Source organism: Campylobacter sp. US25a (assembly GCF_004379075.1).
GTDB classification, from domain to species: Bacteria; Campylobacterota; Campylobacteria; order Campylobacterales; family Campylobacteraceae; genus Campylobacter_D; species Campylobacter_D jejuni.
The window spans coordinates 1-15140 of the sequence record NZ_RYYM01000004.1 but is presented as its reverse complement, the minus strand read 5'-3'; the positions used below and the strand labels follow the sequence as shown (position 1 = coordinate 15140).

At 29.6% G+C, this 15140-nt stretch carries 10 protein-coding genes and 1 pseudogene; 1 reads left to right on the top strand and 10 read right to left on the bottom strand.

Annotation, left to right across the window (positions count from 1 at the left end):
- The first annotated feature begins 154 nt into the window (after window positions 1-154).
- The gene (locus ELQ12_RS04230) at window positions 155-1321 is read left to right on the top strand and encodes a pyridoxal phosphate-dependent aminotransferase (RefSeq protein ID WP_070261316.1); all 1167 of its coding nucleotides are present in this window, start codon (window positions 155-157) and stop codon (window positions 1319-1321) included.
- Between the two features lie 14 nt (window positions 1322-1335).
- Here ELQ12_RS04230 and ELQ12_RS04225 read toward each other — a convergent pair whose 3' ends face one another.
- From ELQ12_RS04225 to ELQ12_RS04180, 10 genes and pseudogenes are all read right to left on the bottom strand, one after another.
- Window positions 1336-1677 carry a cupin domain-containing protein gene (locus ELQ12_RS04225; protein ID WP_070261315.1) on the bottom strand — a complete coding sequence of 114 codons (342 nt, stop codon included), beginning with the start codon at window positions 1675-1677 and terminating at the stop codon, window positions 1336-1338.
- A gap of 68 nt (window positions 1678-1745) precedes the next feature.
- Window positions 1746-2771, bottom strand: coding sequence for an MBL fold metallo-hydrolase (locus ELQ12_RS04220; RefSeq protein WP_134264586.1), 1026 nt, complete (start codon window positions 2769-2771; stop codon window positions 1746-1748).
- 34 nt (window positions 2772-2805) lie between these two features.
- Window positions 2806-5721: a DEAD/DEAH box helicase family protein gene (locus ELQ12_RS04215; protein WP_134264585.1), complete on the bottom strand. Its 2916-nt coding sequence runs from the start codon at window positions 5719-5721 to the stop codon at window positions 2806-2808.
- Between the two features lie 10 nt (window positions 5722-5731).
- Window positions 5732-7633, bottom strand: coding sequence for a hypothetical protein (locus tag ELQ12_RS04210; RefSeq protein WP_057043419.1), 1902 nt, complete (start codon window positions 7631-7633; stop codon window positions 5732-5734).
- Between the two features lie 14 nt (window positions 7634-7647).
- On the bottom strand, window positions 7648-8316 hold the full coding sequence (locus ELQ12_RS04205; protein ID WP_134264584.1) for a restriction endonuclease subunit S: 669 nt from the start codon (window positions 8314-8316) through the stop codon (window positions 7648-7650).
- A pseudogene (locus ELQ12_RS04200) lies at window positions 8313-10224 on the bottom strand (class I SAM-dependent DNA methyltransferase). Before ELQ12_RS04200 ends, ELQ12_RS04205 begins: the two are co-directional and overlap by 4 nt.
- A gap of 138 nt (window positions 10225-10362) precedes the next feature.
- Window positions 10363-12234, bottom strand: a complete 1872-nt coding sequence (gene dnaK / locus ELQ12_RS04195) for a molecular chaperone DnaK (protein ID WP_002856760.1) — start codon at window positions 12232-12234, stop codon at window positions 10363-10365.
- Between the two features lie 21 nt (window positions 12235-12255).
- The gene (gene grpE, locus ELQ12_RS04190; protein ID WP_002790452.1) at window positions 12256-12786 is read right to left on the bottom strand and encodes a nucleotide exchange factor GrpE; all 531 of its coding nucleotides are present in this window, start codon (window positions 12784-12786) and stop codon (window positions 12256-12258) included.
- Entirely contained in the window at window positions 12783-13574 is a 792-nt protein-coding gene (locus tag ELQ12_RS04185; RefSeq protein ID WP_002880628.1) for an HrcA family transcriptional regulator, read from the bottom strand. The genes grpE and ELQ12_RS04185 overlap by 4 nt, the downstream gene beginning before the upstream one ends.
- Window positions 13575-13782: 208 nt before the next feature.
- Entirely contained in the window at window positions 13783-14964 is a 1182-nt protein-coding gene (locus tag ELQ12_RS04180; protein ID WP_134264583.1) for a hypothetical protein, read from the bottom strand.
- Window positions 14965-15140: the final 176 nt, after the last annotated feature.

Below are 15140 nucleotides of genomic sequence, written 5' to 3'. Positions count from 1 at the left end.
AAAATTATACATATTATTATGCGTATTAATTTTTCCTACAAAATTAATACAAATTTTCACATTTGCTGAAATTTATAACTCATTTTTAAATTAAATTTATTACAAAAATGCAATTTTCTGCTAAAATTAAACAAAAACTATTAAGGATTGAAAAATGCTTACAAAAAGATCTCAAGTTTTAGAAGAATCTATCACTTTAGCCATCACTGCACTTGCTAATGAACTTAAAGCTAAAGGCGAGGATATCATTAGTTTTTCAGCAGGCGAACCTGATTTTGACACACCGCAAACCATCAAAAATGCCGCCATAAATGCTATTGAAAAAGGATGTGGAAAATACACTGCTGTTGCGGGAATTCCTGAAGTATTAAAAGCTATTCAAACCAAATTTAAAAAAGATAATAATCTTGATTATGAAACAAATGAAATTATCACCAATGTAGGCGCAAAACACTCTCTTTTTGAATGTATAGAATGTTTAGTAGAAAAAGATGATGAAGTCATTATCCCTAGTCCTTACTGGGTAAGCTATCCTGAAATGGTAAAATTTTCAGGCGGAAAACCTGTATTTATAGAAGGCTTGGAAGAAAATGGCTTTAAAATTACCGCTGAACAACTAAAAAAAGCTATCACAGCTAAAACCAAGGTTTTGATGCTAAATTCTCCTTCAAATCCTGTAGGATCGATTTATTCTAAAGAAGAATTAACTCAAATTGCTAAAGTTTTAGAAGGAACTCAAATTACTGTTTTAAGTGATGAAATGTATGAAAAACTTCGCTATGATAGTTTTGATTTTGTAGCTTTTGCAAGTGTAAGCGAAGATGCTTTAAAACGCACTGTGACTATTAACGGACTTAGCAAATGTGGAGCTATGCCAGGATGGCGTTTTGGCTATATGGCAAGCAAAAATAAAGCCCTAATTTCAGCCGTTAAAAGACTTCAAGGACAAAGCACTTCGAATATTTGCTCCATCACTCAACATGCAGCCATTCCTGCTTTAAATGGAGAATGTGATGAAGATATAGAAAAAATGCGTCAAGCCTTTGAAAAACGCCGTAACTTAGCCTTAGATATGCTTAAACAAATCCCAAATATCAGTGTTTATAAACCAGAAGGTGCTTTTTATCTTTTTGTAAATATACAAAAAATAGAAAAAGATTCTATGAAATTTTGCCAAAAATTGCTTGAACAAGAAAAAGTTGCCGTTGTTCCAGGTATAGGTTTTGGAATGGATGGATACTTCAGACTTTCTTATGCCACAAGCGATGAGCTTATCAAAAAAGGTTTAGAAAGAATAGCAAATTTCATTGCTTCTTATTAAGTCTTAAAATTACTTTAAGGCTTAATAAGCACAGCATTTACCCTTTGAACACTATCTGATTTATTTAAACTCAACCTTATTATAGAATTTTCTAATCCACCTAAAGAATGTGCTACATTTGCCTCTAGGCTTATCATATCTAAAGCATTTAATTCAAATTTTTCCTTTTCCATTTCAAACCAAATTTTACCGCTTAAAACTTGAACATGTATAGCAAAAGGAGCTTTATGCTCTTTCATCACACTATCTTTAGCTAATAAAATTTGAATTTCTTTGCCTTTTTCATTGTCAATTAAAACATTGATTTTCACTTCTTTTGGGATAAATTCTGCTCCATTCCATTGAATGATTTTCATAAAATCTCCTTTTTAGTTTTATAAAACTATAGCAAAAACCAAAATATAAATTATAAACTTGTGTTAATTTATCCTTCTTTCCACCAAAAATCCTGTTCGAATTTAACCCCTATTTTATAAGCCTCACCCATTTTTGGCGTGATAAGAGGTAAATCTAAATTTTCATAAAGAAATTTTACCACCTCATTCCACGCATGAGTTCCTGCTAAAAATCTCCCCCAATGTATAGGCATGACAGCTTTTGCATTAAGATCTTTTGCTTCTTTTAAAATTTGCTCAGGAAAAGAGTGTGAATATGGCCAGGCGATATTAAATTGTCCGCTTTCAAGACAAGCTAAGTCAAAATCTCCAAAATACTCACCTATTTTTTTAAAATGTGTAAAATACCCTCCATCTGCGCTAAAAAACACTCTCTTATCTACACTTAAAAATTCCATCACAAAAGAAGCCCAAAGGGTTTTGTTTTTACCATCTCCCCTACTTGAACTGTGTTGTGCAGGTGTTGCAATGATTTTTAAATCACCAAATTCTATGCCACTCCACCAATCAAGCTCTATGATTTTTTTCTCACTCACCCCATAGCTTTTTAGATAATTTCCCACTTTTAAAGGTGTGATAAAAAATCGTGCTTTTTCTTTTAAAGCTTTTATACTCTTAGCATCTAAATGATCAAAATGCGAATGCGTGATAATCACAGCAAAAATTTCATTAAAATCATTTACATTATAAACAGGAGCATTTTTAAAAGCCTTGTTGATAAAAGAAATAGGCGAAGCATGAGTGTTAAAAATAGGATCAATCAAAATTTTATATTCTTTAAAATTTATAAAAAGCGAAGAATGCCCAAGCCAAGTAATATGTGGGGTGCTAAAATCACTCAAATCAGGCTTAAAAAAAGGTAATTTAAAAGAAGGAATGGCATTTTTTGGATAAAGATAATAATACCTCAAAATTTCTTTAAAAGACACTTTAGGAGTTATAAGACTTTGCTCATTTTCATTAAGAAAAATTTCATATTTTTTACCCTGCACTTTTTTAGCTTTTGATCGTTGTGCATTAGAAATATCAAAGGTTTTAAAAAAATCTACACTCACAAAAATTTATCCTTTTTTTTGACAACTTTATACTTTAAAAATCATTACAAACCATATTAAACATGGTATTTGCTATCTTGTCTTTAAATTCTATATTTTGATTAAATTGTTTAAAAAGTTCTAAATTTAACTCCAAGATATCTTGAATTTTATCTTTTAAAAGTGCATCGAACTCGATACGAGAATTTTGCATATCGGATTTGCTAAAAGTTTCACGTATTCTTTCATTTTTTGCTATATCATCTTTTATATCGTATAAGATTTTAGCGATTCTATCGCTTTCATTAAAGTCTATATTTGCGTATTTGTTATTAAAATCTTTGATGATGTTTAAAAGTTCTTCTAATTCAGCTTCAACACTTTTGCTCGAACCATCTGCAAATGAAGGCTTTAGCTCTCCATTTCCTTGCAAAATGATATCTTGTGTTTTATCAAGTTGTAAGCGATAACTATCAAAATCCACATTATCTAAAATTACTTTAGCTAAATCCTCTGATTTAGGCAAGATGATCTTACTAGCAAGTTTTTTAAGTAATATATAGAGTTTTTCAAGCTCTATGTCTTCATAAGGCAATATTTGTGCAAGAAAAGAATACTCTTTAAGATAAGTTTTTGCTTTATTATAAAAATCTAATTTTTCATCATCACTTTTTTGATTAAATCTATCTAGCATTATGTCCAATTTTGCATGAATGATATTTTCTTTTTCTTTTCTTAAAATAGCATTTGCAAAATCATCTATTTCTTCTTGGGTATAAATTTCATACTCATTTAGATTTGCCTTTAAATCAAAAATTCTATTATCATCTGTGGCTTCACTTAAATAAGTTTGCTCATAAAACACACTAAAAGATTTTGCTATATCTTCATGAGTATTTACAAAATCTAGCACAAAAGTGTTTTCTTTGTTTTTGCAAGTTCGGTTTAGTCTTGATAGAGTTTGTACTGCACTTACCCCACTTAATGCTTTATCCACATACATAGTATGTAATAATGGCTCATCAAATCCGGTTTGGTATTTTTCCGCAACGATTAAAAAACGATACTCATCTTTTTTAAACTCATCTTTTAAAACATTTTCCGCAAAACCATTTAAAGCACTTTCGCTATAAATTTCACCTTCTAAATTTACTTCACCTGAAAAAGCTACAATGGCTTTAAAATGTGGATAATTTTTTCTTAAATATTCCCTAAAAACAAGATAATACTTTACAGCATTTTCTCTTGAGCTTGTTACAATCATAGCTTTTGCTTTACCATTTATCTTTTTAAAGCTATTTTGGAAAAAATGCTCACACATGATTTGTGATTTTTGTTCGATTGTTTTGATATTGTTTTGGACATAGGCTTTTAGTTTTGTGTTTGCTCTTTTTTTATCGTATTTTGGATTATCATTTGTACAAGATATGATTTTATAATAACTTTTATAGGTTGTATAACCTTTTAGTACATCAAGTATAAATCCTTCTTCTATGGCTTGTTTCATCGAGTAAAGATGAAAAGGGATAAACCTTTGTTCTCCATTAACATCACAAGGCATACCAAACATTTCTAAGGTTTTTGACTTAGGCGTAGCGGTAAATGCAAAATAAGAAGCATTACTTTGGAGTTTTTTATTTTTTATGATTTCTAAAATTTCATCATCTAAATTTTGACTTTCATCGCCGCTTTTATCCCTTATGGCTTCTGCCATTTTTTGAGCATTGCTTCCGCTTTGACTTGAATGAGCTTCATCGATAATGATAGCAAAAGTTTTGCTTTTTAAAGTTTTGATTTCATCTAAAATAAAAGGAAATTTTTGTATGGTTGTGATGATGATTTTCTTACCTTCTTCTAAAGCATTTTTAAGCTGTTTGCTTCCATGAGTGATAGCTTCTACTAAATTTTTTGTCTGCGAAAAGGATTTTACATTTTCTCTTATTTGACTATCAAGCACTTTTCTATCGGTTACTACGATGATAGAATCAAAGATATTTTTTTCAAGTCTATGCAAGCTTACGAGATTATGTGCAAGCCAAGATATAGAATTACTCTTGCCACTTCCTGCACTATGCTGGATCAAGTAGCGTTGCCCTGTGCCGTTTTCTTTTGCATGGGCGAGTAGCTTTTCTACTACATCGAATTGATGGTATCTAGGAAATATGATGATTTCTTCATTTTTCTTTTTTACAACTTGCACAAAATTAAAAAATAAATTTAGCAAAGTATCTTTTTTAAAGATTTTCTCCCACAAATAAGCTGTTTTTATACCATCACTTGGCGGATTACCTGCTCCATTTGCTAGGCCTATTTTGCCACTACCATTGTTTAAACCAAGGTTAAAAGGTAAAAATGTAGTCGCATCTTGATCTAATTTCGTACTCATGTAACAAAGATCATGATCTAGCGCAAAATGCACTATCGTATAGTTAAATATAGCTTCTTTTGGGTTTCTGTCTTTTTTATACTGCTTTATGGCGTGAAAGACATTTTGTCCGGTGAAATGGTTTTTAAGCTCTATGGTGATAAGAGGCAAGCCATTTAAAAAGATCACTATATCAAGGGAGTTTTTATTTTGCGTGCTATAGTAAAGCTGGCGTATGATAGAAAGGGTGTTTTGCTCGTATTTTTTCACGCTTTCTTCGTTTGCATTGGTATTTGGCTTAGCAAAGGCTAGGTAAATTTTGATGCCTTTGATCTCCACATAGCCTTGCAAGGCTTTGACTATGCCTTTAGCTTTGATCTGTGAGAAAATACGATCAAAAAGTTCTTTTTTATAGTTTTGCCCACAACGCTTTTTAAGCTCTTCGAGTGCTACACTTTGCGTAGCTTGTAAAAAATTCTCAAAAAGCTCTATATCTAAACATAAATTTTTATCGTAATTTTCATTTGTTCTTTTGATATAGGCATGGTTTTCTAACAAATATGATTCTATGAAATCTTCTAAATCTTTCTCTTGGTAGTTAGTCATTGTTTTTTCCTTATATTTCTTCTTCTAATTGTTTTAAATCTTCTTCGTATTTTTTTATTTTATCTGCAAAGAATATTTTATTGCCTAATATGCTACTTAAAAAAAGTAAGATAATATTTATAACAATATTCCATATAGGTTTTAAAATTTCATTTTTTTCAGCAAGATAACCACATATGCATAAAAATATAAAAAATGCTAAAATCATAAACTTGCGAAAATTTTTCGCATTTTTAAGATCTTTTTTATTTCTTTCAATTTCTTTTTGTTTATATTTTAGTTCATTATATTTATAGTTTTTAATTTCGTCATCTTTACTTTTATTGTTTTGTTTTAATTCTTCATTTTCTTTTTGTAGTTTATTATGTTCATTATTTACTTTATTAACTTCATTGGTTAAAGTTTCTATTTCATTTTTCATTGTATTTATTTTTTCTTCTTTAATACTATGTTGCCGGATAAAATAATCCAAATCGCCACTCATATTAGAAATAGAAACTATATTGTCTTCATCAATGTCTTCAGGTTTAACATCTGATAATAGTATTTCAGGCAAAATTTCTTTAGCTAGTTCTACATCCATGCCATCTTTTATTCTTTTGTCAAGCTCATTATATAAATTAATATTACGATTATGCAAATTTAGCGCTATAGATATTCTAGCTCTTACTTCAGGTTTAAAAATTAATGGTTTATTATTACTTTTAGAAAATTTGCCAAGTTTTAACCATAAAATATTAGTCAAGAACATTACTTGTATTGCAATAGGAATTTTGCTATTAAAAGTAGTTTTTATGTATTTTGAAATATCCTTATATTCATTTTCATCAGTTAAAAATAAATATTTGGAATTTTCTATAGTTGCTCCATTATTTTTTCTTAATATATTTAGTTTATTTAAAAATTCTATTTTTTCATCATCAATTTCAGGTAACTTTTCTTTTATATCACTTGAAACAATATTGTATTGTTGATTTTTTTCTAAATTAAAATCTACCTCGTCAATTTCTTTTTTTAATATAGTGTTTTCTTGAAGTTTTTTAAATAATTTTGCTTTTTCTTCCCTAATTTTTAATACATCATTGCCGCAACTATTTTTTATTGTTTTTGCTGCTAATTTATTTTCAATATTTTGATTTTTTATTAAAGCATTGAAAAAATTTTCTATCCGCTGTTCTTCTCTTTGAGTATAATATAAATAAATTACTTTTTTATTTCTATTGATTTCTATAATTAAATCAAATAATTCATTTATTATTGAAGAAAAAAATGTTCCATTGTATCCCATAAAATGAAAAATAATTTCCATATTTATATAAATATTTAATTTTTCCCATTTTTTATTATCAAATGTATCTTTATATCTTAATGCGTTATATAAAATAATACCATTAGATATATTATTTAATATAGGATTATGCATATTTTTAATTACAAATTTATTAATATCATTTTCATAATTATTAAGCGTATTTCCTAAAAAGTAATTAATCAATTCTTTATTTAACGCCTCTTTTTCTCTATTATTTAATATAGTATTAGAATCTATAGATATATATAATTGATCTATTAATTTTCTTTCTTCATCTATTACTTTGTCTAATTCATCTTTTATATGTCGTGTACTATCATCAGCAATACAATTAGAATATTTTTTACTATTTGTATCTAATTGTAATTTTTGATTTTTTGTCATTGCTTTTAATCTTTGCTCTATAACAGCTTTAGGTATATCAAATTCAAATTCATTCTTTAGACATTCATATATCTCAATACTAGTAAAATTATTTAGATTTTTATCGCATATTGTAAACATAATAAAAGAATCTAATATTTCAAATAAATTTTTTCCTTGTTTTTGTAAAGAATCAAAAACTACCAAAGCGGATAATATCTGATATTTTTCTTTCATTGTTTTCCTCCTTTTTATAAATCAATCCTACCGCAAACGGCTTGGTTTATGAGTGTGGTTTTGTATTCTTTTATGAGTTTTATTTGTTTTTCGGTTTTTTCTATCAATAAATCTATTTTTTCACATTTTTCATCTAAAAAATTTGCGATTTGTTCTTGCTCTTTTAGGGGTGGAAGAATTAAAGGAATATCCAAAAGATGTTCTTGTCTTAAATTAATTCTTGTAAAACCGCTACAATTAGATATAAAATATTTTTTATAAGTTAAACTATTAAAAAGATAATTTAAAAATATAGGAAATGCTGAATTTTTAATTCTAAATCCTTTGCAAAAAGTATTTAGATAAATTTCTTCATCATTTAAGTAAATTGCACTTTTTCCAATTTCGTCAAGTGTTTCACTACTTTGTAAAAATAAAATATCATTTTTTATTACTTTATTTTGTTTTTCTAAATCATTTATATTTACATATTCTATTTTATTAAAGTTTATTATAGTGTTATCGCATACATTTTTAAAAGTTATATAAGGCTTAAAACCTTTTATATATTCATCACTAAAATCTTTAGATGTCTTTCCTACAAGTCCTCCAAAAACATATCCAATATAACGCAATCTTTTTACTTTCCAATCTTGCGGAATCTCCCCAAGCCATTCTATACCGCTATCTTTGAAATTTTTCATTGCATGATCTCTCTTAAAAGATCTTGCACTTCTTTTTCTAGCTTTTCTAATTCGCTGTTTATTTCTTCTAGTTTTCTTGGTGGAGTATAGGTATAAAAGTATTTGTTAAAAAGTATTTCATAACCCACACTTGCACTATCCCAAGCTATCCAAGAATTTTTCACATAGGGTTTTACTTCTGTGTCATAGTAGTTTTGTATGTTTGTTTTGAGTGGAATCTTTTCGGTGTTGTTGGTTTTGTCACTATCGATGATGAGGTTTTCTTCGCTTTTTTTGAGTTTTACACCTAAAAAGCTTATGAATTCGTTTCTATCTTCAAAATCTTGTGGGTTTTGCTCTAATTCTTGTAATTTTTCTAAGATTTTATCTTTGTCTTTGAATTTTGCAAATTTTTCATCATCTTTTAAAATTTCTATGCTTTTTGGTTTTTCTATGGTGATTTTAATATAGCCAAAGTCTTCATTGTCAAAAATTTTGCAGTCTTTGTTAGGAACATTTTCTAAAAATAACTTAGTGATTTTTTCTATATGTTCTTTTGTCATTTCATTTTGTTTAGAGCCTAAAGACTTTTTCATCTTAGAAAAATACTCTTCGCTTGTAGCGTTTATAAGCTGGACTTTACCTTTTTTATGTTCTGGCTTTTTGTTAGTGATGATCCATATGAAGGTAGGAATTCCTGTATTGTAAAACATATTTGTAGGTAGAGCGACTATAGCTTCAAGATAGTCTTTTTCTATGATGTGTTTTCTTATGGCTACCATACCACTATCTGAGTTAAAAAGTGATGAGCCATTATGCACGCTTGCTATGCGAGAGCCTAAAGGAGTATCTGTTTTCATCTTGCTAAGCATATTGAGCAAAAACATCATTTGCCCATCGCTTTTGCTTGTGATACCTACGCTAAATCTTGGGTCATTGCAAGTTGAATTTGAGCCTTTCTTTTCTACGCCTAAAATTTTTTGATCATTTTCCCAAGACTTACCATAAGGCGGATTGCTAAGCATGAAATCAAATTGTAAGTTTTGTTGATCATTGCTTAAGGTAGAACCAAATTTTATATGATCTGGATCTTCGCCCTTTATTAACATATCTGCTTTGCATATAGCATAAGTTTCAGGGTTGATTTCTTGTCCGTAAAGATAAATATTTGCCTTTGACTGTATAAGTCCTTCAGGATCTGTGATGAATTCTTTTGATTCTGTTAGCATACCACCACTTCCACAAGCATTATCATAAATAAGCCATGTTCCTTGTTTGATCTGCTCTTTTACAGGCAAAAATACAAGATGAGTCATAAGCTCTATAATCTCTCTTGGGGTAAAGTGCTCTCCGGCTTCTTCATTATTTTCTTCGTTAAATTTACGGATAAGCTCTTCAAAAACATACCCCATGCCAAGATTACTCAAGCCTTTATGGATAACATTACCTTTTTCATCTAAAATATCTTCTATACCGAAATTTACCTTAGGCGAGCAAAATCTTTCTATAACACCAAAAAGTATATTGGATTCTTCTAAGGTATCGAGTTGGTTTTTGAATTTAAATTTTAAAATGATATCTTTGATATTTTCACTAAAACAATCAAGATAATTTTCAAAATTTATTCTTATGTTTTTTGGATCGTTTAGAAGGGTTTGTAGATTAAATCGAGAATAATTAAAAAAGCCTAGTTTATTCCCTTGTTTTCCACCTAGCAAAGATTTCTAAATTTTCAAATTCATCTTTATAGGTATTGTAGGTTTTAAGAACTTTATCTTTTGTAGGCTCTAAAACCGCATCAATTCTTCTTATGATTGTCATGGGTAAGATAACATCGCGGTATTTGCCCTTTACATAAACATCACGAAGCAAATCATCTGCCACACTCCATATAAAGTTGACAATGGGCTGGAATTGGCTTTGTTCCATGATGTGTTCCTTATATTTTTATTAATAATATATTATATAAAATCACTACTAAAAAATTTTTAAAAATTAAATAAGATAAAATAGAATTGAGTTCAAGCCTTTTAACAAGGCTTGAATGAAGATTTTGATTTTGAAAGATTACTCAACTTCAGCGTCGATTACATCGTCATCTTTTTTCTTTTTATCATTGGCTGTGTTTGGCTCATCTTTTTTATACATATTTTCAGCTAACTTATGAGAAACTTCACTTAAAGCTTTCATTTTGCTTTCAATCTCTTCTTTGCTTGCATTTTGATTTTTCAAAGTCTCGCGCAAATCATCAAGAGCTTTTTGGATATTTTCTTTATCAGCAGCAGCAACTTTTTCACCCAACTCACTTAAAGATTTTTCTACTTGATGTGCCAAGCTATCAGCTGCATTTCTAGCATCTACAGCTTCTTTACGTTTTTTATCTTCTTCTTTGTGAAGTTCGGCATCTTTTACCATGTTATTAATTTCTTCTTCGCTAAGTCCGCTTGAACCTGTGATTTTGATCTCTTGAGCCTTACCTGTTGCTTTATCTTTTGCAGAAACAGTTAAAATACCATTTGCATCGATATCAAAAGTAACTTCGATTTGTGGCATACCGCGTGGTGCTGGTGGAATTCCTTCAAGATTGAAATTTCCTAAAGATTTATTATCACGACTAAATTCTCTTTCCCCTTGTAAAACATTGATAGTTACAGCACTTTGATTATCTTCAGCGGTTGAGAAAACTTGCTCTTTTTTAGTTGGAATAGTTGTACCTTTTTCGATAATCTTAGTCATTACCCCGCCTAGAGTTTCTATACCCAAAGAGAGCGGAGTAACATCAAGTAAAAGCACATCTTTTACATCACCTTTTATAACCGCACCTTGAATCGCCGCACCGATAGCCACAACTTCATCAGGATTTACAGACTTATTAAGATCTTTATTAAAGGCTTTTTTCACTTCTTCTTGCACTAAAGGAACACGAGTAGAGCCTCCTACCATAACGATTTCTTTGATCTCATCTTTTTTAAGACCTGCGTCACTTACTACTTCATTGATTTTAGTGATGGTTTCAGCCACTAAAGAATCAATCATACCTTCAAATTTAGCTCTAGTGAGTTTTTTAACCAAATGTTTTGGCCCACTTGCATCTGCTGTGATAAATGGTAAATTAATTTCAGTTTCATTAGCTGAACTTAATTCTTTTTTAGCGTTTTCTGCTGCTTCTTTCAAGCGTTGTAAAGCCATAACATCATTTTTAAGATCTATGCCTGTTTCATCTTTAAATTCATTAGCTAGAAAATCAATAAGTTTATTATCAAAATCATCGCCTCCTAAGAAAGCATTACCACCTGTTGCTAAAACTTCTACCACATTATCTCCAGTTTCAAGCACAGTAACGTCAAAAGTTCCCCCACCTAGATCATAAACCACAATTTTTTCACTATCTTTTTTATCAAGTCCATAAGCTAGAGCTGCTGAAGTAGGCTCATTGATAATTCTTAATACATTAAGTCCTGCTATCGTTCCTGCTTCTTTTGTCGCTTTTCTTTGCGCATCGTTAAAATATGCAGGCACGGTAATAACCGCATCTACAACACTCTCGCCCAAGAAAGCTTCAGCATCTTCTTTTAGTTTCATTAAAACTTTTGCTGAAATTTCTTGCGGAGTATAAATTTTACCTGCGATCTCAATCGCACAAGCACCATTTCTTTCAGTGATATGATAAGGAAGTCTGTTTTTAGCTTCTTTAGCCGCGTCTTCATTGATCATCAAACCCATAATTCTTTTAATAGAATAAATAGTTTTTTCAGGGTTAGTTACTGCTTGGCGTTTTGCACTATCTCCTACTAAAACCTCGCCTTTATCTGTAAAAGCTACCACAGAAGGAGTTGTATTTTTACCTTCTTTGTTTGGGATTACTTTACTCTCGCCGCGTTCATACACAGCAACACAAGAATTGGTTGTTCCTAAATCTATACCTATAACTTTACTCATTTTTTATCCTTTTTTTAAAATTTATTTTGCTACACTAACTTTAGTTGGGCGGATTACGCGATCGGCTATTTTATAGCCTTTTTGAAGCACGGTAACCACTTCACCACTTTGATGATTTTCACTATCTACATGAAACATTGCCTCATGTAAATTTGGATCAAACTCTTTTTCTTCTTTGATAAGAGCCACTCCATGCTTTTCAAGTTTTTTAAGAAACAAATCTAAAGTGTTTTGCACTCCTTCTTTGATTTTTAAGCTAATTTCATCATGGCATTCGACATTGATAGCTGCTTCTAAAGCATCTAAAACATCAAGCAAATCCTTTGCAAAACTTTCATTTGCATAAGCCATAGCGCTTAGCTTTTCTTTTTCCATTCTTTTTTTAATATTTTCAAATTCAGCGTTTGCACGCATATATTTGTCTTTTAATTCATCATAGTCTTTTTGCAATTTGTTTTGCTCAACATCTTCGATATTTTGCAAATTCTCATCTTGCAAATGTTCAGAATTTTCTGCGTTTTCGTTTTCAAATTCTTGCTTTTGCTCGCTCACGCCGCCTCCTTTATGTATTGTAATATTTTTTTATAATCCGTATAAACACTACCTGCTAAGATAATATTTACATCTTCACCCAAAAACTGCGCATCCACCTTAAGCCCCATAAAACCTTCTTTAAATAAAGGTTCAAATTCAAGACTTTCTTTAAAATAACGATGAACTCCACAATCTAAGAGCTTAACAAATTCATCATTTTGATAAATTTGATAAGCTCTTTCTTCATTACTTCTATAGCAAATCAAATTTTGTCTTAAGCTAGCTATTTTTTCTACAAGATCCATAAAATGAACTCTCAAAGCTATTCTTTCTATACTAAAAAGATCTAATCCTATAAGACTTTGTAAAAAATTCCATGCTTCTTTTTCATATTTTAAAACGAGCTCTTCTTCTTTAAAATCAAGCACTATAAACTTAGCATTTAGATCAAGCACTTCTTTAAGTACTAAGCTTCTACCACCATAAACAAGACAATAAATTTCAAATTCTTTGCTCAACTCTTTTAAAAAATTCTCACTTTTGATATTGATATCTTGATCTTGTTCTTTTTTCCAAAAACTTTGCCAATAATTTTGCATTGTCAAAATAGTAGGAATTCTACCACTACTTATATGAAGCTGAGTGATCAACCCCTCGTCGCTAAGCCTTTTAAGATAAACGCGTATAGTTGAAGCAGGAATACAAAGATTTAAATTCAATTCATTTGAACCAATAGGAGCATTATCTAAAAGATAAGTTTGGATGATGGAATCTAAAATCAAATCCTTTTTATCTCGGCTTTTCATAGCTCTTTCCTTAAATTTTTAGCACTCTATTTTTTGATTGCTAGAAGTATTATACAACATTGAGTGTTATTTTGTCAAGTATAAATATAAAAAAATATACTTAATTTTATTTAGTCTATATGACTAAACTTTTATTAGTTACTTTTTTATAAGAATACAATATATCAAAATAAAAATAACAATACACTTTATAAGATAATTATAAAAACTAAGCCCAAATTTTAATCAAATCAGATATTTTTCCATAACTTGTAGAATTTGTATCAAAATAAGTTTGCTTCATTTCGTTGACAATTTCACCAAGATTGTCATAATTAAGTTTAGTTGCATCTTTAGGTTTTAAACCTAGCATTTTTGCACTTCTTTGTTTGAATAAATCCACAAAACCTTCATAGAAAATTTTAAATTTATCCGGATTAAAAACAAGTTTTTTACCCCCAGTTTCTTTATCTTCAACTTCATCAAAAATTTTATCAGATAATTGCATTTTAAGTAAAGATTTTTCATCTTCACTTAAATCATCATATTTTACACCTTTACCTAATTTATCCAAGATATCTTTAATTTCTATTGTATTAGTTTGATTAAATTTAGTTAAAGTTAACATACCTACGCTTTCAGTCCATCCAGAATTTGGAGCTTTGGTTTTTACTGCTTGCATGCCAGTTTCGCTAAAACTAAGCTCTCCATTAAAATCTCCATCTTGTCTTATCATTTTATCAAGCTCTAAACCTATAGTTCTACCAGCATAATCTGTATCTTTAGTATCATCTGGACGCATTTCTCTAAAATCTTTTTCAAAACCAAATAGAGTATCCACGCTACCATTTAATTGTGTATAAGATTGCACAAAAAGTCCTAAATTTGTTTCCTGTGCTACAAAACCACTTTTCGTATCTTCAAGCTCATAATCTTCTAAATATCCATCATTATTTCTATCGCTAGCCACATAAGCTCTAGTATATGCTATATCAGCATACCATCCAGCCACGAAATTTTCAGCTTTTCCACTTAATATATATGATCCATCAAGTCTTTTAGTCATATCTTCTTTGTCAAATTCAATCCCCATTTTATTGATGGCTGTTGAACTTAAAGCACTACGAACGAGTTTATTTGTAATAGGATCTCTAAAATATATAGTAGTCATACCTCTTTCAGCTTTTTTCACTTTATCACTTACCTTTTGATTGAAAACTTTTTCATCTTCTAATCTTTGAAGCATAGTTTGAGCTACATCTGTTTTTTGATCTTGAAATGAAGAGGAATTTTCGTCTTTTTCATTAAGAATCTTTGGTTTTAAATTCAACTTAAAAGATTTATATACACTAGCTTGCTGAGAAGATTTAGATATGGGTTGAAAATGATTAAGAAATTTTATAAAATCCATTTTGATGCCTTCAAATTTTCGACATCTTTTCAAAAATATTGCTAATATATTTTACGTAATTTTAACTTAGAAAATTTTAAATTTTTATCCTCTATTACCTTCCAAACCCTAAAAACACCCTATTCTCTTAAAAAACCCTAACCAGCAACAAACTCTTTTTTAAACACGATTCTAAG

Excerpts from the sequence above, each read along its gene's own strand:
- ELQ12_RS04210 (WP_057043419.1), bottom strand. The coding sequence starts at position 7,633 with ATGAAAGAAAAATATCAGATATTATCCGCTTTGGTAGTTTTTGATTCT.
- ELQ12_RS04205 (WP_134264584.1), bottom strand. The coding sequence starts at position 8,316 with ATGAAAAATTTCAAAGATAGCGGTATAGAATGGCTTGGGGAGATTCCG.
- ELQ12_RS04180 (WP_134264583.1), bottom strand. The coding sequence starts at position 14,964 with ATGGATTTTATAAAATTTCTTAATCATTTTCAACCCATATCTAAATCT.
- ELQ12_RS04225 (WP_070261315.1), bottom strand. The coding sequence starts at position 1,677 with ATGAAAATCATTCAATGGAATGGAGCAGAATTTATCCCAAAAGAAGTG.
- dnaK (WP_002856760.1), bottom strand. The coding sequence starts at position 12,234 with ATGAGTAAAGTTATAGGTATAGATTTAGGAACAACCAATTCTTGTGTT.
- ELQ12_RS04230 (WP_070261316.1), top strand. The coding sequence starts at position 155 with ATGCTTACAAAAAGATCTCAAGTTTTAGAAGAATCTATCACTTTAGCC.
- ELQ12_RS04215 (WP_134264585.1), bottom strand. The coding sequence starts at position 5,721 with ATGACTAACTACCAAGAGAAAGATTTAGAAGATTTCATAGAATCATAT.
- ELQ12_RS04185 (WP_002880628.1), bottom strand. The coding sequence starts at position 13,574 with ATGAAAAGCCGAGATAAAAAGGATTTGATTTTAGATTCCATCATCCAA.